This is a genomic window from Thermopolyspora sp. NPDC052614, from assembly GCF_040678635.1.
In the GTDB taxonomy this organism is placed as follows: domain Bacteria; phylum Actinomycetota; class Actinomycetes; order Streptosporangiales; family Streptosporangiaceae; genus Thermopolyspora.
The window spans coordinates 186,270-206,035 of record NZ_JBFATZ010000013.1; the positions used below are offsets into that span (position 1 = coordinate 186,270).

The 19,766-nt window shown below is 71.4% G+C and carries 19 protein-coding genes; 7 read left to right on the forward strand and 12 right to left on the reverse strand.

Annotated features, from left to right (window positions below):
* Positions 1-171: 171 nt before the first annotated feature.
* Positions 172-570, reverse strand: a complete 399-nt coding sequence (locus AB0K60_RS26065) for a helix-turn-helix transcriptional regulator (RefSeq protein WP_364060217.1) — start codon at positions 568-570, stop codon at positions 172-174.
* Between the two features lie 93 nt (positions 571-663).
* Entirely contained in the window at positions 664-1,227 is a 564-nt protein-coding gene (locus AB0K60_RS26070; protein WP_364060220.1) for a GAF domain-containing protein, read from the reverse strand.
* 139 nt (positions 1,228-1,366) lie between these two features.
* Between AB0K60_RS26070 and AB0K60_RS26075 the strand changes: the two genes are divergently transcribed.
* On the forward strand, positions 1,367-1,870 hold the full coding sequence (locus AB0K60_RS26075) for a cupin domain-containing protein (protein WP_364060223.1): 504 nt from the start codon (positions 1,367-1,369) through the stop codon (positions 1,868-1,870).
* 225 nt (positions 1,871-2,095) lie between these two features.
* On the opposite strand, the gene AB0K60_RS26080 is transcribed toward AB0K60_RS26075, so the two are convergent.
* Positions 2,096-2,974 carry a LuxR C-terminal-related transcriptional regulator gene (locus tag AB0K60_RS26080; protein ID WP_364060226.1) on the reverse strand — a complete coding sequence of 293 codons (879 nt, stop codon included), beginning with the start codon at positions 2,972-2,974 and terminating at the stop codon, positions 2,096-2,098.
* 88 nt (positions 2,975-3,062) lie between these two features.
* On the opposite strand from AB0K60_RS26080, the gene AB0K60_RS26085 reads away from it, so the two are divergent.
* Positions 3,063-4,694: an AMP-binding protein gene (locus tag AB0K60_RS26085; protein ID WP_364060229.1), complete on the forward strand. Its 1,632-nt coding sequence runs from the start codon at positions 3,063-3,065 to the stop codon at positions 4,692-4,694.
* A gap of 64 nt (positions 4,695-4,758) precedes the next feature.
* Here AB0K60_RS26085 and AB0K60_RS26090 read toward each other — a convergent pair whose 3' ends face one another.
* Positions 4,759-6,285, reverse strand: coding sequence for an amidohydrolase family protein (locus AB0K60_RS26090; RefSeq protein ID WP_364060232.1), 1,527 nt, complete (start codon positions 6,283-6,285; stop codon positions 4,759-4,761).
* 69 nt (positions 6,286-6,354) lie between these two features.
* Complete coding sequence (locus AB0K60_RS26095) at positions 6,355-7,119, reverse strand: methyltransferase domain-containing protein (RefSeq protein ID WP_364060235.1); 765 nt, start codon at positions 7,117-7,119, stop codon at positions 6,355-6,357.
* A gap of 245 nt (positions 7,120-7,364) precedes the next feature.
* Between AB0K60_RS26095 and AB0K60_RS26100 the strand changes: the two genes are divergently transcribed.
* Positions 7,365-7,604: a hypothetical protein gene (locus tag AB0K60_RS26100; protein WP_364060238.1), complete on the forward strand. Its 240-nt coding sequence runs from the start codon at positions 7,365-7,367 to the stop codon at positions 7,602-7,604.
* A gap of 109 nt (positions 7,605-7,713) precedes the next feature.
* Here AB0K60_RS26100 and AB0K60_RS26105 read toward each other — a convergent pair whose 3' ends face one another.
* Complete coding sequence (locus tag AB0K60_RS26105) at positions 7,714-8,895, reverse strand: ROK family transcriptional regulator (protein WP_364060242.1); 1,182 nt, start codon at positions 8,893-8,895, stop codon at positions 7,714-7,716.
* A gap of 74 nt (positions 8,896-8,969) precedes the next feature.
* Between AB0K60_RS26105 and xylA the strand changes: the two genes are divergently transcribed.
* The 4 genes from xylA (at position 8,970) to AB0K60_RS26125 (ending at position 12,872) form a co-directional block, all read left to right on the forward strand.
* The gene (gene xylA / locus AB0K60_RS26110; protein WP_364060245.1) at positions 8,970-10,118 is read left to right on the forward strand and encodes a xylose isomerase; all 1,149 of its coding nucleotides are present in this window, start codon (positions 8,970-8,972) and stop codon (positions 10,116-10,118) included.
* Positions 10,115-11,497, forward strand: coding sequence for a xylulokinase (xylB, locus tag AB0K60_RS26115; RefSeq protein WP_364060248.1), 1,383 nt, complete (start codon positions 10,115-10,117; stop codon positions 11,495-11,497). Before xylA ends, xylB begins: the two co-directional genes overlap by 4 nt.
* Before the next feature lie 91 nt (positions 11,498-11,588).
* A complete protein-coding gene (locus tag AB0K60_RS26120; RefSeq protein ID WP_364060251.1) occupies positions 11,589-12,227 on the forward strand; it encodes a DUF998 domain-containing protein in 639 nt (212 codons plus the stop codon).
* Positions 12,228-12,371: 144 nt separating this feature from the next.
* Complete coding sequence (locus tag AB0K60_RS26125) at positions 12,372-12,872, forward strand: hypothetical protein (RefSeq protein WP_364060254.1); 501 nt, start codon at positions 12,372-12,374, stop codon at positions 12,870-12,872.
* Positions 12,873-12,882: 10 nt separating this feature from the next.
* On the opposite strand, the gene AB0K60_RS26130 is transcribed toward AB0K60_RS26125, so the two are convergent.
* The 6 genes from AB0K60_RS26130 to AB0K60_RS26155 all read right to left on the reverse strand — a co-directional run bounded on the left by AB0K60_RS26130 (position 12,883) and on the right by AB0K60_RS26155 (position 19,413).
* Complete coding sequence (locus AB0K60_RS26130; protein WP_364060257.1) at positions 12,883-14,202, reverse strand: hypothetical protein; 1,320 nt, start codon at positions 14,200-14,202, stop codon at positions 12,883-12,885.
* Positions 14,202-14,705 carry a SigE family RNA polymerase sigma factor gene (locus tag AB0K60_RS26135; RefSeq protein WP_364060260.1) on the reverse strand — a complete coding sequence of 168 codons (504 nt, stop codon included), beginning with the start codon at positions 14,703-14,705 and terminating at the stop codon, positions 14,202-14,204. Before AB0K60_RS26135 ends, AB0K60_RS26130 begins: the two co-directional genes overlap by 1 nt.
* Before the next feature lie 44 nt (positions 14,706-14,749).
* On the reverse strand, positions 14,750-15,010 hold the full coding sequence (locus AB0K60_RS26140; RefSeq protein WP_364060263.1) for a hypothetical protein: 261 nt from the start codon (positions 15,008-15,010) through the stop codon (positions 14,750-14,752).
* Positions 15,011-15,341: 331 nt separating this feature from the next.
* Positions 15,342-16,490, reverse strand: a complete 1,149-nt coding sequence (locus AB0K60_RS26145; RefSeq protein WP_364060266.1) for an ABC transporter ATP-binding protein — start codon at positions 16,488-16,490, stop codon at positions 15,342-15,344.
* Positions 16,487-18,277: an iron ABC transporter permease gene (locus AB0K60_RS26150; RefSeq protein ID WP_364060269.1), complete on the reverse strand. Its 1,791-nt coding sequence runs from the start codon at positions 18,275-18,277 to the stop codon at positions 16,487-16,489. Before AB0K60_RS26150 ends, AB0K60_RS26145 begins: the two co-directional genes overlap by 4 nt.
* 5 nt (positions 18,278-18,282) lie before the next feature.
* Positions 18,283-19,413, reverse strand: coding sequence for an ABC transporter substrate-binding protein (locus AB0K60_RS26155; protein ID WP_364060272.1), 1,131 nt, complete (start codon positions 19,411-19,413; stop codon positions 18,283-18,285).
* Between the last annotated feature and the right edge of the window lie 353 nt (positions 19,414-19,766).

Sequence of the window (19,766 nt, forward strand, 5' to 3'; positions counted from 1 at the left end):
TGGGACTTGACCCTCGGGTCCTCATCGCCCCTACGAGGGGTCGCAACACCGCCATTGGGTCACGCCTGTAGCCCTCCCTTTAGGTCCTCTTAGCCCCTACGAGGGGTCGCAACCCGGTCCGGGCGGACGGGTCGGATGTGCACACGGGGACGAGGGGTGTGTTCGGGCGGTTCAGAGGCCGACGTGGGGTAGGTGGTGTTCGCCGAGGACGTGGGATACGAGTTGGCCGCGGCTGCGTACGCCGACCTTGGAGAAGATGGATTTGAGGTGGTCTTGGACGGTGCTGGGGGAGATGTGGAGTTCGGCGGCGATTCCGGCGGATGGGGTGCCGGCGATTACCTGCTGTAGTACCTCTTGCTCGCGGGGGGTTAGGGCGTAGGCGAGCATCAGTAGTTTGGAGATCTCTGAGGCGGGGGCCGGTTGGATGACGACCGAGACGTTGCCTTCCTCGTCGCCGTCGAGGAGGGAGCCCCACAGTGATAGCCAGCGGCCGGTGTGGGAGCGGACCATGGCGTGGGCGCGAGGGCCGTGGCCGGCTCGGGCGGCCGTCGCGACCTCGTGTAGTGCCATTCGGTAGGGCGACAGGTCGGCCAAGGTGCGGCGGGCGGGGGCGTTGGCGGTTAGTATCTCGCCGCTGGCGTTCAGGATCAGGACTCCGGGGCCCTACGGGTCGGTGGTCACTCCGGCGGTCTCGCCGGGGCGGCATGCGGCTCGGCGGAGTGCCGCCGCGACGGGGACGGATACGGCGCGTATCAGGTCGGCGTCTTCATGGGTGAAGTCGGGATGTCGGCCGTTGCGGAACATGGCGAGGCCGCCCCAGCATCTGCCGTCCACCACGAAGACGGCGCGCATCTCGTGGCGTGCGTCGATGAGGGGTAGCACGGTGCGGAAGCGGTGGCTTTCGGTCGGGTTTCCGCCTGTGCTTTGGCTGAGGATCGCGGTGGTACGGCCGGAGCGGGCGAGGACGGAGAACTTGTCGACGTCCGGGATCAGGTATTCGTTGCGGGTTGCGGGGGCGGTGCAAGAGGGTGGGATGTTTTCCGATAGTTCGTCGGTGACGAGCAGGGTCCAGGGGTCGATCGCGCCGAAGCAGAACGCGTCCTGCGGGATGGCCCGGCGCAGCCGCGCGGCGATCCTCGCGCGCAACGTCCTTGAATCGAGGTCGTGGCGGCAGATCGCCATGATGTCGCGGGCGGCTTCACGTCGTGCGACCGAGAGGCTCGTCATTTGCCGCCACTCTACCTGCCGTGATTTGGGGAAGATCCCAGAATTCTGGGATGTCGGAGGCGTGGGCCGCGTCGTTACGGTGGCGGTCGAGTTGGGGTCGCATGCGATCTGCGGCCTTATCACGACGAAGGGAATCTTTGTGACCGTCCCCTACATGGCCCAGGCTGCTGATCACGAGCGGTTGGAGTGGCTCGGCGGCGGAATCATGCAGCTCCTGTTGGACGCCCGGCACACGGATGGCCGGTTGACGATGTTTCGCTCGGCGGCCGCCGGGGGTTCCGCGTCGCCGGTGCACGTTCACCCCAACGAGGACGAAATCGTCGTTCTTTTGTCCGGCAGCGGCATCTTCTGGGCGGGTGACCGGCGGTTGGAGTTGTCCGAAGGCGGGGTCGCCTTCCTGCCGCGGGATGTGCCGCACGCGTACCGGATCACCTCGCCGACCGCGGACATGCTGGCCGTCAGCACGCCCGCCGGCATGGAGGAGTTCTTCCGGGAGGCCGGCTGGGACCTGTCCCGGCCCAAGCCCGAGGGGTGGGCGATCACTCCTGCGGATCTGGCCGTGGCGGGGAAGAAGCACGGTCAGACCGTCCTCGGTCCGCCGCTCGCGGCCGACGACATGATTCCGGCCGAGTTCCTCGGCTAGTTGCCACTGGTACCTCGGCTGGTTGCCACTGCCGTCGCCGGGTCGTACGACCGCCATCGAGGGGCGGGGGTCGTCGGCCCGCGTCGGGCTTGTCCGGGCTCCGTCGCTGTCTGAGTCTGCTGCGGGCTTCCGAGCGGTCGTGTTGGGGGTGACGCCGACCTTCGACCCTCCTCCGTACGGCGGTCTCTGGGGTGGCCTCTTGGGAGACCTGTTTGTCATGGCTTGTTATGGAAGGAAGCCGGCGCGTCTCGCGGCGACCACGGCCTCCATTCGGGTGTGCGCGTCGAGCTTGCGCATCGCGCCGCGCAGGTAGCTTTTGACGGTTTCGGGCTTCAGGCCCAGGCGGCGGCCGACCTCGGCGTTGCCGCAGCCGACGGCGACCAGGGACAGCACGTCGAGCTCTCTGGGCGACAGCGGGTTGGCGGGGGTGGGGCGGTCACGGGGCGGGGAGGCGAGGCGATCGCAGAGGTTTTGGAGGCGTTGGCGGAGTGCCGGGTCGGTGATCTCCTGGGCGATCAGGCGTAGTTCGGCGTGGGCCTCGCGGAGGTGCTCCAGTTCCGGGGCGGTCGGGGCTTCGCGGGCCGCGCGGGTGATGGCGGCGGTTTCCAGCTCGGTCGTACGCCGGGCCAGTTCGGCGCGCATCCGCAGTTCCGCCTCCAGCCGTGCGGCGACGTGCGTCATCGCGTCCAGGACGCGGTTGCCGAGCGGGAGGGGCTCGCGGATGCCGGCGTACAGCAGGCCGGAGAGGGACTTGCCCGCCATCAGCGGCACGGCCGCGATCGCCCGCAGTCCTTCGACGCCCACCGGGCGGTCGTATTCATGGCTGATGCGCGTGTCGGTGATGTAGTCGTGCACGCGGCAGGGCTTGGCGGTCTGCAGCACGCGCCCGCCGAGGCCGTGCCCGGTGCGGATCAGCAGGTTGCGCAGCGCGCCGCTGGAGGTCCCGGCGAACTCGGTGAGCCGGACGTTTCTGCTGCCGGGGAGGACCGTGCCCGCGAAGAGAACCGGCAGACCGGTGGCCTGTCGGACCTGGCCCAGCGCGCCGCGCAGCACCGGGCGGAACCCCGGATCCGGAGCGAACGACGGAGGGGGTGTTACCGTCACGTCATCAGAATGACATGCGGTGCGTGTTTCGCGGCTACCCCCGTTCGGGGGTGGCGGAGGCGCTCCTCGCTCACGGAGCCTTCGGGGTATGACTGATATGCCGCTGTCCTACGCCTCCGGCGTCTCGGCGACGCCGCTGCTGGGCGAGACGATCGGGGCGAACCTGGAGCGTACCGTGGCCCGGTTCCGCGACCGCGAGGCGCTGGTGGACATGGCCACCGGTCGGCGCTGGACGTACGGCGAGTTCGACGCCGCGGTGGACGAGGTGGCCCTTGGGCTGCTGGCCATGGGGATCGCCAAGGGCGATCGGGTGGGCATCTGGGCGCCGAACTGCGCCGAGTGGGTGCTGACCCAGTACGCGACGGCCAAGATCGGCGCCATTCTGGTCAATGTCAATCCCGCGTACCGCAGCCATGAGCTCGACTACGTGCTCCGCCAGTCCGGGATGCGGCTGCTGGTGAGCGCCGTCTCGCACAAGAGCAGCGATTATCGCGGCATGCTCGCCGAGGTCGGCTTCGAGCAGGTGATCTTCATTGGCGAGCGCGGGTGGGATGAGCTCGTGGCCGCGGGGCGCGCCGCCGATCCCGCCGCCCTGCGCGACCGCACCGCCACCCTGGCCTTCGACGATCCGATCAACATTCAGTACACGTCCGGCACGACGGGCTTCCCCAAGGGGGCCACGCTCTCCCATCACAACATCCTCAACAACGGCTACTTCGTCGCCGAGGGGCTGGGCTATACCGAGGCGGACCGGGTGTGTCTGCCGGTGCCGCTCTATCACTGCTTCGGCATGGTCATGGGCAATCTGGCCGCGACCTCGCACGGCGCCTGCGTCGTGTTGCCTGCCCCCGGCTTCGACCCCGAGGCGACCCTGCGGGCGGTGCAGGAGGAGCGTTGCACCTCGCTGTACGGCGTGCCGACGATGTTCATCGCCGAGCTGGCGAAGGCCGCGGAGTACGACCTGTCGTCGCTGCGCACCGGCATCATGGCCGGCTCGCCCTGCCCGGTCGAGGTGATGAAGCGGGTGGTCGGCGAGATGGGCATGAGCGAGGTCGCCATCTGCTATGGCATGACCGAGACCTCGCCGGTGTCCACGATGACGCGCCGGGACGACGGCCTGGCCCGCCGTACCGAGACCGTGGGGCAGGTGATGCCGCACCTGGAGGTCAAGATCGTCGATCCGGACACCGGCCTGGTGGCGCGCCGCGGCGAGCCCGGCGAGCTGTGCACGCGCGGCTACTCGGTCATGCTCGGCTACTGGGAGGAGCCCGACAAGACCGCCGAGGCCATCGACGCGGCCCGCTGGATGCACACCGGCGACCTGGCCACCATGGACTCCGGGGGCTACGTCAACATCGTCGGCCGGATCAAGGACATGGTCATCCGCGGAGGGGAGAACATCTACCCGCGCGAGATCGAGGAGTATCTGTACACCCACCCGGACATCGCCGACGTCCAGGTGATCGGGGTCCCGGACGTGAAGTACGGCGAGGAGCTGATGGCCTGGATCGTCATGCGTCCCGGAGCCACGCCGCTCACCGCCGAGGCCGTCAGGGAGTTCTGCGCCGACCGGCTCGCCCACTACAAGATTCCCCGCTACGTCCACCTGGTCGAGAGCTTCCCGATGACCGTCACCGGCAAGATCCGCAAGGTGGAGATGCGCGAGCAGGCGGTCGAACTGCTGGGCCTGCACGACGCCGCCGGCACCGTCACCGCCTGATCGGCAGGCGGTCCTCCCCCGCGTCGGGCGGTCGCCTTCGCGAGATCGAGTACGGGCTCCGATTTCAGGCGCGATGGGTCCACCGGCCGCCCACCAGGGTGGCGTGGACGGGCATCTCACGCAGTTCGTGCGGGGCGAGCCCGGACGGGTCGTGATCGACGATCACCAGGTCGGCCGGGTCGCCGACGCGCAGCCCTCGGCGGCCTCGTGCGGCGGCGGCGAGGGCGTCGTCGAGGGGGATCGCCTGCTCGGGGTGCCACGGCTCGCGGTCGTCGTCGGTACGGTGGACCGCCGCCGCGATGCCCTCCCAGGGGTCCAGCGGCGACACCGGAGCGTCCGAGCCGATCTCCAGGGTGGCTCCGGCGCGCGCCAGGTCGGCGTAGGCGTAGGCCCGGTCGGTACGGCCCGCCCAATGGTGGTCGGCGATGTCCCGGTCGTCGGTGGCGTGGGCCGGCTGTACGCCGAGGATCAGGCCAGGCCGGGCGAAACGGTGCAGGTCGGCGTGGTCGATGAGCTGGGCGTGCTCGATGCGGCCGGGGCAGCCGAGCCGGTCGAAGGCGTCGAGCGCGATGGTGTTCGCCCGGTCGCCGATCGCGTGCACGGCCGGCTCGATGCCGTTCTCGGCCGCTCGTGTCATGAGACGTACCAGTTCGTCGGGCGGGGTCTGCAGGATGCCGAAACGCTCCTGCTCCGGCAGCGCCCCCGGGGCCCCCAGGGTCCCAGGGTAGGGGTCGTTGCACAGAGCGGTGCGCGTGTTCAGCGAGCCGTCCACGAACAGCTTGAGCGGGCCGACCTCCACCAGGCCGCCGGTGTCCGCGAGCACGTCGCCGGTGCGCAGCCCCGCCGCCACCGCCTCATCCAGATATTCCGGATAAATCGCGCTTCGGACGCGAACGTCGAGCGGCCCCCGCGCGGCCCGCCGCCGCCAGTCCGCGCAGTTGTCGGCGAACTCGAAGTCGAGGATGCCCACCACCCCGCGCGCCGCCGCCGCCCGCAACGCGTCCGCGACCCACCGGTCGACGGTCTCGGCGTCCGCCTGACCCAGCCGCGCCACCGCGTCCAGGCAGTCGTGCTCGCGCAGCACCCCCGTCGGATGGCCGTCGCGCCCGACCGCCCGCAACGCGCCCCGGCTGAACCACGCCGTGTGCAGGTCCTGGCTGACCAGCGCCACCGCCTGCTCCTCGCCCGCCCAGGCCAGCAACGCGGGCTCGGGCCGATCCGCCCACAGCCCGTCCCGGAAGCCGAACCCGATCAGCGGCTCCCCCGGCGCGACGCGTCCCTCCCGCGCCGCGTCGGCCATGAGCTCGGCGGCGGCCCGCGCCGACGTCGCCCCGGCGAGGTTCACCCGCCGCCGCGCGCTCGCCCACTGCACGATGTGCACGTGCGCGTCCCAGAACCCGGGCAGCACGGTACGGCCCGCGCCCTCGACGACCTCGCCCGCCTCACTAGCCGACAGCTCGGGCCCGACGGCCGCGATCCGCCCGTCGGCGACGAGCACGTTCGCGGCCGGGCCGCCCGGGCCCAGCCGTACGTCGCGAATCAGCAGCGGTTGCGGCGTTCGACCGGAAAGGGGGGAAGGCGCGCTCGTCACGCTCGTAGGGTACGACCTGCTCATTCGAATCAGGCAGACCGGGGTACGGCCAGGCCACGCGGCCGGCGCTCAGGGCCGCCGGGCCCACGCCACGAACATCGGCAACGCCACGAAGAGGCGGTCGTTCCGCGCGCGGTGGGTCTGCTCGGCGATCCAGGCCGCCCGCTGTTCCTCGGTGATGGCCCCCGCCGCCCGTACGGCCTGAGCCACTCCCGCGATCAGCGGCAGCATCAGGGGGTCGGTGAACACGCCGGTGTGTACCTCGGCCTCGACGTCGGCGAAGCCCGCGTCGAGGAGCAGGGCGCGGTAGCGGCGGGCCGAGCGGGGGTTGGGGACCAGGTTGGCGCGGGCGTGCAGGATCGTGCGGGTGAGGTCGGGGTCGTCGGAGTCGATGATGAAGGTGTCCCAGTCCTGGCCGAGGAGCACGATGCGGCCGTCGGGGGCGAGGACGCGGCGGGCCTCGGCGAGCGCGGCGGGCATGTCGGGGAGGTTGTGCAGCACCCGCTCGGCGCGGTAGCCGGTCAGCTCGCCGTCGCCGAAGGGGAGCCGCAGGGCGTCGGCCACCTGGAACTCCGCGTCCGGGTGGCGGCGCCGGGCCTCGGCGATCATACGGTCGTCGAGGTCGAGGCCGAGGGACTTGACGCCGCGGGCGGCCAGTTCGGCGGCGGCGAGGCCGGTGCCGCAGCCGACGTCGATGACCCGGTCGCCGGGCTCGGCGCGGAGCAGGTCGTAGGAGCGTTGGCGCAGCCTTGCGGCGGCGGGGCGGGCGTCGAGCGCGTCCAAGACCTGGATGAGGCGCTCGGTGGCGCTGGTTTCTGTGGATTTTTCGGACATGGCCGTCATGCTGATGGTTCAAGTCGGCTTGAAGTCAAGCCCTCGCATGGCGTCGGAGCGGATCAGGCGCAGGGGACGCCTTGATGCCGGAGCTCCGCCCCGGCCCCGGCAGTGCGTCACACCTGAGAGCGGATATCCGAATCGCCGGAGTACGCCGACTCAACCGGTCTCCCACGCCCCCGTACGGCACCGCAGGCCGGTGTGCCTGCCGCGAAACTGTCGGCCCCACGTCGTACCGTGGCGGCATGCCCATGACCAACCCCACGGAGCACCATGACCACCACCAGGCGAACCAAGCCCTGTTCAGAGCCGTGCACGAGATAGCGGCGGACCACGCCGGCCGTTCCGTGCCCGAGGTGATGGGCGTGTTGCAGAGACGGCTCTCCGGAGTGCCCGGGCTCGACGACACGGAGATCCGCCGCATCGCGGAGCAGATCAGCGTCGGACGCGACCCTTCGGGCCTGGGAGGGGGTTTCGCGATCTGAGACGGCGGGCCGATGCGCGTCCGGGCGGCGAGGCGCCACCCGGACGCCCCCGCCGCCCGAAGGATTGCCAGGGCTGATCAGAGACGATCCGGCTACCTGAAGCCCGGTTTCACGCGGAAAGCGTCTCGGCGAGGAACGCCGCCGGGTCCGCGATGACCCGCATGATCACCGAGCCCGCCGCGCCGAGGGTCGCGGCGTCGGGGCCGACCTGGGAGGCGATCAAGTTCGGGACTGCGGTGCCGCGCATCCGGCGCAGCCGGCTCGCCATGGCGTCGGCGACGGGTTTGGAGAGCCAGGCGAACAGCGGGGCGAAGACGCCGCCGAGCACGATCGTGTCGGGGTCGAGGAGGTGGACGGCCGAGGTGAGGGCGACGCCGAGGGCCTCGCCCGCGCTCCGGCAGGCGGCGGTGGCCGCGGGGTCGCCGGTCGCGAGGCGGTCGAGCAGCGTGGCCAGGTCGGGGGCGGCGCCGAGGAGCACGTCTTGGCCGGCGTATCGCTCCAGGCAGCCGCGGCCGCCGCAGTGGCACGGGACGCCGTCGGGGACGACCACGACGTGGCCGAACTCGCCCGCGAAGCCGTGCGCGCCGCGGAACAGCCTGCCGCCGACCACCACACCGGCGCCGATGCCGATCTCGCCGGAGACGTGCAGGAAGTCGCCGAGGGCGGTGCCGGCGCCGAACCACAGTTCGCCGAGGGCGGCGAGGTTCGCCTCGTTGTCCACGCGTACCGGCACCGGCACGTCGAGCAGGTCGGCGACGGGCACGTCCCGCCAGCCGAGGTTCGGCGCGTGGTGCACGACCGCGGAGGCGGGGTCGATCGGGCCCGGGATGGCGAGTTGCGCGCCGGTGACGGCGAGGCCGAGGGCGGCGGCCTCGCGTACCAGGGCGGTGCCGAGTTCGCCGAGCCGGGTGAGCACCTCGGCGGGCGGGGCCGTGCGGTTGTCGGCGGGGAGGCGGCGGCGGAGCCGTACGGTGCGGGTGAGGTCGACGACGCAGCCGGCCAGGTAGTCGATGTTGACCTCAAGGCCGAGGGCGGCGACCCGGCCGCCGTGGATTCGCACGGCGACGCCCGGCCTGCCTCGCTCGCCGTCTCGGACCGCGCCGGTCTCGACCACCATGCCGCCGTCGATGAGGTCTCCGACGAGCTTGGACACGGTCGTCTTGGTGAGCCCGGTGCGCTCGGCGAGCGCGGCCCGCGACAGCGGCCCGGACCGGTCGATCTCGCCGAGGACGACGGCGAGGTTCCCGGCCCGCATCACGTCGTGCCGTACCGCCTTGTGAGTCGAACTCATCCGCACCCCTTGACGCTCCAGCATGCACGACACATATTTAGTCCATAGCATGGACTAAATGGAGGTGCCAGGGCATGGACGCATACACCCCCACCCCGGAGGACAAGTTCACCTTCGGCCTGTGGACCGTCGGCTGGCAGGCCCGCGACCCCTTCGGCGACGCCACCCGGCCCCCGCTCGACCCCGTGGAGTCCGTGCACCGGCTCGCCGAGCTGGGCGCCTACGGCGTCACGTTCCACGACGACGACCTGCTCGCCACCGAGCCCGACCGGGCCAAGGCGATCGAGCGCTTCAAGGAGGCCCTCGACGCCACCGGCATGAAGGTGCCGATGGCCACCACGAACCTGTTCACCCACCCGGTGTTCAAGGACGGCGCGTTCACCAGCAACGACCGCGACATCCGCCGCTACGCGATCCGCAAGGTGATGCGCAACCTCGACCTCGCCGCCGAGCTCGGCGCCACAACGTACGTCTGCTGGGGCGGGCGCGAGGGCGCGGAGTCCGATGCCGCCAAGGACGTGCGCGACGCCCTGGCCCGTTACAAGGAGGCCATGGACGTCCTGGCCTCCTATGTGATCGACAAGGGGTACGACATCCGGTTCGCGCTCGAGCCCAAGCCGAACGAGCCGCGCGGCGACATCCTGCTGCCGACCGTCGGCCACGCGCTCGCCTTCATCAACGAGCTGGAGCACCCCGAGCTGGTGGGCCTCAACCCCGAGGTCGGCCACGAGCAGATGTCCAACCTCAACTTCGTGCACGCGATCGCGCAGGCGCTGTGGCACGGCAAGCTCTTCCACATCGACCTGAACGGCCAGCACGGCCCCAAGTTCGACCAGGACCTGATCTTCGGCCACGGCGACATCAAGAGCGCCTTCTTCCTGGTGGACCTGCTGGAGAACGGCGGCTACGACGGCCCCCGCCACTTCGACTACAAGCCGCTGCGCACCGAGGACATCGACGGCGTGTGGGCGTCGGCCGCGGCGAACATGCGCACCTACCTCATCCTCAAGGCCAAGTCGAAGGCGTACCGGGCCGACCCCGAGGTGCAGGAGGCGCTGCGGGCCGCCCGCGCCGACCAGCTCGCGGTGCCGACGCTCGCTCCCGGCGAGACCTACGAGAACCTGGCCGACGACGACTTCGATCTGGATGCCGCAGCGGCGCGGGGCTACCATTACACGCGCCTCAACCAGCTCGCCATCGATCATCTGCTCGGAGTGAGATGACCCTCGTCGCCGGCGTCGACTCCTCGACGCAGAGCTGCAAGATCGTCGTCCGGGACGCGGAGACCGGCGCCCTCGTCCGCGAGGGCCGGGCCGCGCACCCGGACGGCACCGAGGTCCACCCGGACGCCTGGTGGGCGGCTCTGCAGGAGGCCGCCGCGCAGGCCGGCGGGCTCGACGACGTCGCCGCGATCTCGGTCGGCGCGCAGCAGCACGGCATGGTCTGCCTCGACGAGGACGGCCGGGTCGTGCGCGACGCCCTGCTGTGGAACGACACCCGCTCCGCGAAGGCCGCCACCGACCTCATCGCGGAGCTGGGCGGCCCGCAGGCGTGGGTGGACGCGGTCAACTCGGTGCCGGTCGCCTCGTTCACCGTGACCAAGCTGCGCTGGCTCGCCGAGCATGAGCCGGAGAACGCGGCGCGGGTGCGCGCGGTGTGCCTGCCGCACGACTGGCTCACCTGGAAGCTCGCGGGCTCCCCCGGCATCGAGGCGCTCACCACCGACCGGGGCGACGCCTCCGGCACCGGCTACTGGTCGCCCGCCGCCGGCGTCTACCGCTCCGATCTGCTCAAGCTGGCGCTCGGCACCACTCCGGCGGTGCCGCGCGTGCTCGGCCCGGCCGAGCAGGCCGGTACGGCGAGCGGCGGCGCCCTGCTCGGCCCCGGCACCGGCGACAACATGGCCGCCTCCCTGGGCGTGGGCGCGCGGCCCGGCGACGTCGTAGTCTCGATCGGCACCTCCGGCACCGCCTTCGCCGTCGCCGACACCCCGTCGGCCGACCCCACCGGCATGGTGGCCGGGTTCGCCGACGCGACCGGCCGTTTCCTGCCCCTGGCCTGCACGCTCAACGCGGCCCGGGTGCTCGACGCGGTCGCCCGCGTGCTCGGCGTGACCCCGGCGCAGCTCAGCGACCTGGCGCTGCAGGCCCCGCCGGGGGCCGACGGCCTGGTGCTGGTGCCGTACTTCGAGGGCGAGCGCACCCCGAACCGGCCGGACGCCACCGGCATGATCCGCGGCATGCGCCTGGCCACCTCGACCCCGGCGCACCTGGCGCGGGCCGCCGTCGAGGGCATGCTGTGCGGCCTCGCCGACGCGCTCGACGCGCTGGGCCTGTCCGCCTCCCGGGTGCTGCTGATCGGCGGCGGGGCCCGCTCGGAGGCGGTGCGGCGCATCGCGCCGACCGTGTTCGGCTGCCGGGTGCTGGTGCCCAGGCCCGGCGAGTACGTCGCCGACGGCGCGGCCCGGCAGGCGGCCTGGCTGCTGTCGGGCACGTCCGAGCCCCCGGCCTGGGAGGGCGCGGAGGCGGAGACGTACGAGGGCGAGCTCACCCCGGGCCTGCGGGAGCGCTACGCCGAGGCCAGGGACCTCGACCAGCCCTGAACCCTGACCGAGGGGGCTAAGGGTCGGCTCAGGGTCCCCTCAGGGATCGCTCCGGATGTTTCGGCGGGCGTGCCGGGGAGATCCTTGTGGCATGCTCCCCCTGCGAAAGGCGTACTCCCTCATCGCCGCCACCGGCCTCGTGATCGCCATGATCGCGTACGCCGTGGCCCAGATCGACACGACGGCGTGGCTCGACCGCACAATCGAGGCCTCGCTGGCCTTGGACTCCGCCCTGTCGCTGGAGATCGCCCTGGCGTCGGCCGGGCTGGCCGGGCTGGCGCTGGTCGCGGGCCTGCGCGCGGCGGGGGCGCCGATCGTCGGCTGGCCCGAGCGGCTGATGCTCGGGTGGGCGGCGGCCGTCAGCCTGCTGGCCGCCCTGCCGGCCGGCGCGCCGCGGTTCGTCGCGGGCGCGCTGTCGGGGGCGGCGTTCCTCACCCTGGCGGCGGCGACCGCGCTGCTGGTGCCGCTGCTGCGCGCCGACGCCCGCTGGGAGGGCGTGGCCCGGCCGATGGAGTGGCTCGCGCTGGCGCAGGGGCTCGGGCTGGCCGCGATCACCTATGTGGCGCTGCCCGGCCACCAGGTGATGATCGGGCTGGTGGAGCGGCTGCTGCTCGGCGCGGAGGTGGCGGTCGCCGGGTTGCTCGCCGTACGGCTGCTGCAGCTCACCTGGGCCGGGCCGGCGGCCCGCCTGGTCAAGCGCGGCGGCGTCACGCTGATCGGCCGTTATTAATGGCCGTGCCAACCACCGATCGAGAAAACGCCGAGCGCCATCAGGCAAAGTCTGGGCTCGGCAGGAATGATCGATGATTTCCCAGGTAAGAAACGGGGGTGAAGCGCCGATCCGGCCCGGACGTCACGAACGGGGGTCCAGAGCATGATCGGGGACATTTGGGACGGAATTCGCGGCCGCCGGCGTGAGGTCGGGCGGGACCGCCTGGATCAATTGGAACGGCTGGCCGAGCTCCATCTGCGGGCCGAGTACCGATATCCCCGCAAGGACCTCGTGGGGCTGGTGGACTGCTGCCGCGAGGCCGGGCTCGGGGTCCGGCTGCACATCTCCGGGTTCGCCCGGGAGCTGCCCCAGCCGGTCCGTGACGCGGGGCACGAGATCCTCAAGGAGGCCCTCGCCAATGTGATCAAACACGGCGACGGCCGGGCCGCCGTGATCCTCGGCTATGAGGGCCGACGGCTGGAACTCCGCGTGGAGAACCCCGTGCCGGACCGCTGGCGCGAGGCCCGGGTCGAGCACGGCGGCCTGCGGCACATGCGCAAGTGCGCACGCCTGGTCGGCGGGACGCTCACCGTCGGTCCGTTCGCCCACGGCTGGCAGGTGCTCGCGACGCTGCCGATCAGGTCGGCACTGTGGAAAACCTGAGCGGCGGCGGTCAGCGTATGGCGGCGAGGTTGAGTACCACGTACTCCTTCGGCTTGCTGGAGCGCCCGGCGTTCCAGTAGACGATGTTGCTAGGGGCCGAGGAGGTGCCGCGGCCGAAGCTTCCGCCACCGTCCCTGCCTCGCGCGCCGACGGCGGCCTTCGCCCCGGTGACGCGGTCGTAGACGACCGCGACGGGCGGCGGCTCGGTCTCGGTGGTCTCTCCCGGCGTGTTCCAGCCGATGGCGCTGCTCACGGTGAGCACCGCGAACCTGTCATCGACGATGCCGTCGAGGGTCGGGAAGGATCGCAGCAGCGGCAGCTCCTGCCGTTCTCCGCCGTCGACACGCTGCACGACCGCGCTCATCCGGCGCTGGTCGTCGCTGCGCTCGCCCACGCACCAGTTGGGGCCGCAGCGCAGCCTTTGCGCGTCGCCGGCGCGCACCGACCGGCGCTCGCCGGTCGCGAGATTGACCAGCAGCGACTGGTTGCCGCCCGGGTCGTTGGCGTAATTGTCGGGCTTGTCGCTCGCCCAGGGCCACTGCTGCAGGAAAAGGCCCTCGGAGCCCGGGATCCGGGTCGCTCGCTTGCTCCCCTCCAGGGGCGCCGTGAACACCCCGCCGGTCGACAGGGACCAGGCGATGCGGTCCTCGGCGACCGCCAGCTTCGCCACCTTGTCCGCGTCCTCGCCGTGCAGGAAGAAGACCATGCTGGGCCGGCCTCCCTTGCGGGACAGCAGCCAGAACCGGGTCAGCGGCGTGCCCTCGGCGTCCACGTACGTGGTGTACCAGACGATATTCCGGGAGTCGGCGTCCCAGCCTTGCGCGGAGGACTTGGTGAACATGCCCGGCAACGAGGTCAGCATCCAGATCGACTCGGTGGACGAGTCGTACACCTCCAAGCGGTCCGACTCCCCGTGCGCCGACTCCGCGGCGAGCAGCACCTCGGTCGCGCTCAAGGCCATCAGCGGCCGGTACTCCAGCCCGTCCCTGCTCTTGGCGGGGATGCGAAACACGGCCTCGGGCCAGACCTCCGCGGCCGGGTCGAATCTCTGCGGGGCCACCGGCGGGGCGGCGGGCGTCAGCGACGCCCTGGCCTCCGTCGCGACGTCCGCCCCGCCCCGGTGCTCTAGGAACGTGCCACGCATCACCGTCATGCCGGTGCCGATCACCGCGACCGCGGCGGTGGCGGCCAGCAGGGTCTGCATCCGACGGCGGCGGCGTCGGCGGCGGCGCACGGCGATGCCCACGGTGAGGTCGCCGATGGGCTGGGGGGCCAGGTCCGCGGCCGCCCTCAGCGCCCGCACCAACTGCTCTTCGGTTCGCTCCGCCATCACACCCTCCCTGCCTGCAACGCGGCCCCACCCCGTCGGATACGCAGCTTGTCGAGGGCCCGTGCCGCCTGGCTGCGCACGGTCCCCGTGGAAATCCCCAGGATCGAGGCGATCTCGACGTCGGATAAGTCCTCGTAGTAGCGCAGCACGAGAACGGCGCGCTGCCGCGCCGGAAGCTCCGCCAGCTCCTTCCAGAGACCCACGTCGGCGTCGATGCGATCGACTCCCGACTCGGTGTAGCCGGCCTCGGGCACCGACTCCGCAAGGTGCTCCCTGCGGCGCCTCCGCCACCAACTGATGTGCAGACGGGCCATCGACGTCCGGACGTACCCCTCGGGGTCGTCCTTCCGCTGTACCCGGTGCCAGGCGTCCCCGAGGCGCATCAGCGCCTCCTGGACCAGGTCGGCCGCGTCCTCCGCGTTGCCCGTCAGGACGTAGGCGTACCGGTATAAGGCCGCGCCTCGAACCCGGACGAACTCATCGAACTGGGCGGCGTGCTCCACATCACCAGGGACGTCAGTGACTCACGTTGTGTTGCATCACTTCTTCACCACTCGCTGAGCGGGATGTCAATTCCGGCGAGCAAGTCGAACAGGACGGCGCCGTCGCCAAGCCGGATCACCTGGATCTCCATGGCCTGGCCCTCCTGCTGGATGCGGCGCATCGCCTCGTAGGCATGGGCGGGAAAGTGGTAGCGGTCGTTGGTCGCGAAGAACGGCGCCGGCAACGCACACCGCAGTTCGTAACGATCGTCAGGCCAAGGGGAGGGGAGCGGCTCCGAGTTCATCCACTGCGGCAGTGTTTTCACGTGCGCTTCTCCAGTCGCATCGGCAACATCCCGGTGCAGCTTTGACGCACCGGGCGGGTCACACGGTTGCACCGAAGGCACCTGGGTCGTGATGATACAGATGGCTGATCGTTATCACCACGTTCACATACGTCTCTCAAACCTCAGCCGGAACGGCTACCGTTTGGGGGCATCCCGCGGCTACCGCACTCTCACAAGGTCGGCTGCCAGGTCTTCATATATATCGAGACGCCCCCGCTCTCACCTGTTGTGTCGGTGACGGGGGCGTTTCCCATTTCAAATGGGATTCGGATTGCTTCGAACCCACGTCGCCCGAACGGCCCCCGCCGCGTCACGTCTTGGTCAGCACGTACGCCCGCGCCGGATCGACCGTGACCGTCACGTTCGCCCCCTCGGCGATCAACTGCCGGGGATCGGGGCCAGGCACGGTCACCGAGAGCGTGCCCGCGTTCGTCTCCACCTCGTAGTCGACGCTGTGCCCGTGGAAGGTGGCGCGCAGCACCGAGCCGACGCCGCCGAGCGGCACGGGGGCGAGCGAGAGCGTCTCCGGCCGCATCATCAGGTAGGCCGGGGCGCCGTTCGCCCGCACGTCCGGGTGCGCGGGGACGGTCATGGTACGGCCGAGCGCGGTGACCGTCGCCCCGTTCTCGTCCACGCGCTCGGGGACCACCTCGACGAAGTTGGCCCGCCCGATGAAGTCGGCCACGAACACGGTCGCGGGCCGGAAGTAGATGTCGGCGGGGGTGGCCACCTGCTCGATGCGGCCCTTGTTCATCACCACGATGCGGTCGGACATCGTCATCGCCTCGTCCTGGTCGTGCGTGACGTACAGGCTGGTGATGCCGAGGCGGCGCTGGATGCGGCGGATCTCGGCGCGCATCGCCCCGCGCAGCTTGGCGTCGAGGTTCGACAGCGGCTCGTCGAACAGCAGCACCTTGGGCTGCACGACGAGCGCGCGGGCGAGCGCGACCCGCTGCTGCTGGCCGCCGGACAGCTCGTGCGGGCTGCGCTTCTCCAGGCCGACCAGGTTCATGCTGGTGAGCGCGATGCGGATGGCGGCCTCGGTCTCGTCCTTGCCACGCCGCTGGATCCGCAGGCCGTACGCGATGTTCTCCTCCACCGTCAGATGCGGGAACAGGGCGTAGTTCTGGAACACCATCGCCATCGGCCTGCGCTGCGGCGGCAACGCGTCGATGGCCTGGCCGTCGAGCCGTACGCTGCCACCGCTCGCCTCCTCCAGACCCGCGACGATCCGCAGCGTGGTCGTCTTGCCGCAGCCGGACGGGCCGAGCAGGGTGATGAACTCGCCGGGGGCGACGTCGAGCGTGACCGCGTCCACGGCGACGACGTCGGCCGCGCCGGGCGTCCGGAAGACCTTGCTCAGGTTGTCCAGGTGGAGGCGGCCGGCCTCGTCGGCCTGCCGGGCGGGGTCGCCCGCGCCGCCGTCGGGCTGTGAAGAGGGGAGGCCGATGACCGTCATCGTTCCTGCCTTTCGGCGATTCGGTTGAGGGTGACGGTGCGGCCGACGAGCAGCCGGATGAGCGCGAACCCGGCGAGCACGATCACGGTCAGCACCGTGCAGTAGGCGAAGGCGACGCCGTACCGGCCGGTGCCGGCGGCGCTGAGGATCTGCGAGGTGATGATCTGCGTGCCCGGGGTGACGAGCAGGATGATCGTGGAGATCGACGTCATGCACCGCGCGAAGCTGTAGCTGAGGCCGGTGAGCAGGGCCGGGCGGATCAGCGGCAGGGTGACCGTGCGGAACGTGCGCAGCGGCCCCGCGCCGAGGTCCGTGGACGCCTCCTCCAGGCTGCGGTGCACCTGGGAGAGCGCGGCCGTGCCGGTGCGCAGCCCGGCGGGGACCGAGCGGACGATGTACGCCAGCACGATGGCGATCGCCCCGCCCGCGACGGCGCCGCCGCCCACCAGGGCGGGCAGGACCAGCGCGTCCCCGACGTACCGGTCGGGGCGGTAGGCGAGCAGGTAGCCGATGCCGAGCACGGTGCCGGGCACGGCCACGCCCAGCGTCCCGGCGAAGTCGAGCCAGCCGCCCAGCCGACCCAGATGCCGCACCACGAGCCAGGCGATGAGCATCCCGAAGATCCCGGCGATCGGTGTGGCGATCACGGCCAGGGTGGTGGTGTCGGCGAGCGCCTCCCGGCCCACGCCGAGGATCACCTCGTGCAGGTGGTCGAACGTGAGCGTGTAGTCCACGCCGAACACCCGGGTGACGCCCCCGGCCACCACGGTCCCGTACAGCATGACGATCACCAGGGCCACGAGCACGGCGAGACCGAAGATCGGCCACCGCGCCCAGCCGGTGATCAGGTGCACGCTGCCGGACGGCTTGCCGCTGATCGTGGTGCGGACCTTGCGGCTCAGCCAGTACCGCTGGGCGAGGAACACCCCGAGCGACGGCACCAGCAGGATCAGGCTGTACACGGCGGCGCTGGTGGTGTCGTACTCGCCGGTGACGGCGAGGTAGGCGCGGCCCGCGAGCACCGTGTAGTCGCCGCCGAGCACCAGCGGGTTCGCCAGGTCGGCGATCGCCTCGACGAACAGCAGCAGGAACGGCGCGGCGATCCCGGGGGCGAGCAGCGGCAGCATCACCGTGCGGAAGACCCGCCACCGGGAGGCGCCCATCGTCATCGCCGCCTCCTCCATCGCCGGGTCCAGGGCGCGCATCATGCCGAGCAGGCCCAGGTACGCGACCGGGAACAGCGACAGCGACAACACGAACACCAGGCCGTCGAGGCCGTAGATGTCGTATTCGAGGCCGAGCAGGTCGTGCGTCACCAGGCCGCGCCGCCCGAACAGCACGATCGTGGCCGTGGCCACCGCGAACGGCGGGCTGATCACCGGCACCAGCGCCATGACGTGCAGCACCCGCTTGCCGGGCACGTCGAGCCGGGCCTGCACGAACGCGAACAGGAAGCCGATCATGGTCCCGGCGGCGCCGACGAGCAGGCCGAGCACGAGCGTGTTCGCCAGGATGCGCAGGTCCACCGGCGAGGTGAAGAACTCCGCGTAGCGCGGCAGCGCCTCCCCCGACAGGGCGGCCGACAGCACCGCCCCGATCGGGAACACGCTGCCGACCAGGACGAGGACGGCACAGGCGGCGACCGCGAGCAGCACGCTCAGCTCGCGCCGCCTGCGCCGTCGCCGGCCGGACGGCCCCTCCGTGGCCTCGCGCGGGCCGTCCGGCCGGGCCCCCGCCGGGGGTGTGGTCAGGGGTACGGGCGGGGGTACGGGCGGGGGTGTGGTCATCGAGGTCAGGCCTTCGGGGCTCGGGCGACTTCGGCGTCGAACAGCTTGGTCAGCTCCGACTTGGCCTTGCCTGCGGCGGAGCTGTCGTAGTCGACGAGTTTCACCGTGGACAGATCGACGACCTTGTCCGATCGCTTGGCGTCCGGATGGGTGGGCACCTGGTAGGACTTGACCGTCGGGCCGATCTCCTGGGCGGCGGGAGTGAGGGCGAAGTCGACGTACTTCTTCGCGCTGACCGGGTTGTGCGCGCCCTTGATCACGGCGACGCCGCCGACCTCATAGCCGGTGCCCTCGGCCGGGAAGGTGACCTTCAGGTGCGGGAAGCCCTGCTCCTGCGTCGCCACACAGTCGTGAGAGAACACGATGCCCACGCCGACCTCGCCGCGCGCCGCCTGCTGCGCCGGGGCCGCGCCCGACTTGCTGTACTGCAGGATGTTCGGGTGCAGGCGGCGCATGTAGGTCAGCGCGCCGTCCGGGGTGCCGCCGTTGAGCACCACCTGCGTCCACAGCGCGGTGTACGCGGTGCCCGAGGTGGACGGGTGGGCCATGCCGACGTTCTGCCTCAGCGCGGGATCGGCCAGGTCCGCCCACGACTCCGGCGGCTTCACGCCCTTCTCGGCGAGGATCTCGGTGTTGTCGCAGAAGCCGAGCACGCCGACGTAGACGCCGGTCCAGTTGCCCGCCGGGTCCTTGTACTTGGCGGGGATGGCGGCGGCGTTCGGCGAGACGTACTTCTCCAGCAGGCCCTGCTCGGCCGCGGCGGCGTACGCGTCGGACGGGCCCCCATGCCACACGTCGAACTCCGTGTTGGCCCGTCCGGCCTGGATGCGCGCCAGCGCCTCGCCGCTGGACAACCGGACGAAGTCGGACTTCACCCCCGTCTTGGCGGTGAAGGCGGCCGACATCGCCGCGCACCATTCCTCGGTCGCGCCGCACGCGACCGTCACCTTGCCCGAGTCGCCGGCGGCCGTGGCGGCGCCGGTCTCCCCCGCCGTACGAGCGCAGCCGGTGGCGGTCAGCGCGATCGCGCCGGTCAGCACCAGTGCCGCGCGCAGGCGGGGGCGGCGGTACGGCTCGCTGCCGGAGGGGCGGTGAACGCGGATGGGTCGGGGTGAGGTCCTGTGGGGGGTGGTCATGATCTCGACCTCCTCGGACGGGCCGGGTGGGTGACCGCTGGTGTTGCGCCTGCACCGAACGTAGGCCCCCGGGCGTGATTCCCCGGTAACAGCGCCGTGGACGTTGGTGACAGCGCCGTTACCGGCCTCGTGTCCGCATGGTCCGCGGGCATTGCCCGCACTCGGCATGGTCCTCGGTCTCGGTTCTCGGCCCGGGAGGCGACCTGTCAAGCCTTCACCCGAGTAGTCATCGCGGCACGACCGCGTTCGGGCGGCCGGTGGACGTTGGTGACAGCGCCGTTACCGGCCTCGTGTCCGCATGGTCCGCGGGCATTGCCCGCACTCGGCATGGTCCTCGGTCTCGGTTCTCGGCC

Excerpts from the sequence above, each read along its gene's own strand:
- AB0K60_RS26130 (WP_364060257.1), bottom strand. The coding sequence starts at position 14,202 with ATGGCGGAGCGAACCGAAGAGCAGTTGGTGCGGGCGCTGAGGGCGGCC.
- AB0K60_RS26105 (WP_364060242.1), bottom strand. The coding sequence starts at position 8,895 with ATGAGTTCGACTCACAAGGCGGTACGGCACGACGTGATGCGGGCCGGG.
- xylB (WP_364060248.1), top strand. The coding sequence starts at position 10,115 with ATGACCCTCGTCGCCGGCGTCGACTCCTCGACGCAGAGCTGCAAGATC.
- AB0K60_RS26150 (WP_364060269.1), bottom strand. The coding sequence starts at position 18,277 with ATGACCACACCCCCGCCCGTACCCCCGCCCGTACCCCTGACCACACCC.
- AB0K60_RS26065 (WP_364060217.1), bottom strand. The coding sequence starts at position 570 with ATGGCACTACACGAGGTCGCGACGGCCGCCCGAGCCGGCCACGGCCCT.
- AB0K60_RS26120 (WP_364060251.1), top strand. The coding sequence starts at position 11,589 with ATGCTCCCCCTGCGAAAGGCGTACTCCCTCATCGCCGCCACCGGCCTC.
- xylA (WP_364060245.1), top strand. The coding sequence starts at position 8,970 with ATGGACGCATACACCCCCACCCCGGAGGACAAGTTCACCTTCGGCCTG.
- AB0K60_RS26125 (WP_364060254.1), top strand. The coding sequence starts at position 12,372 with ATGATCGGGGACATTTGGGACGGAATTCGCGGCCGCCGGCGTGAGGTC.
- AB0K60_RS26070 (WP_364060220.1), bottom strand. The coding sequence starts at position 1,227 with ATGACGAGCCTCTCGGTCGCACGACGTGAAGCCGCCCGCGACATCATG.
- AB0K60_RS26095 (WP_364060235.1), bottom strand. The coding sequence starts at position 7,119 with ATGTCCGAAAAATCCACAGAAACCAGCGCCACCGAGCGCCTCATCCAG.
- AB0K60_RS26100 (WP_364060238.1), top strand. The coding sequence starts at position 7,365 with ATGCCCATGACCAACCCCACGGAGCACCATGACCACCACCAGGCGAAC.
- AB0K60_RS26155 (WP_364060272.1), bottom strand. The coding sequence starts at position 19,413 with ATGACCACCCCCCACAGGACCTCACCCCGACCCATCCGCGTTCACCGC.
- AB0K60_RS26085 (WP_364060229.1), top strand. The coding sequence starts at position 3,063 with ATGACTGATATGCCGCTGTCCTACGCCTCCGGCGTCTCGGCGACGCCG.
- AB0K60_RS26145 (WP_364060266.1), bottom strand. The coding sequence starts at position 16,490 with ATGACGGTCATCGGCCTCCCCTCTTCACAGCCCGACGGCGGCGCGGGC.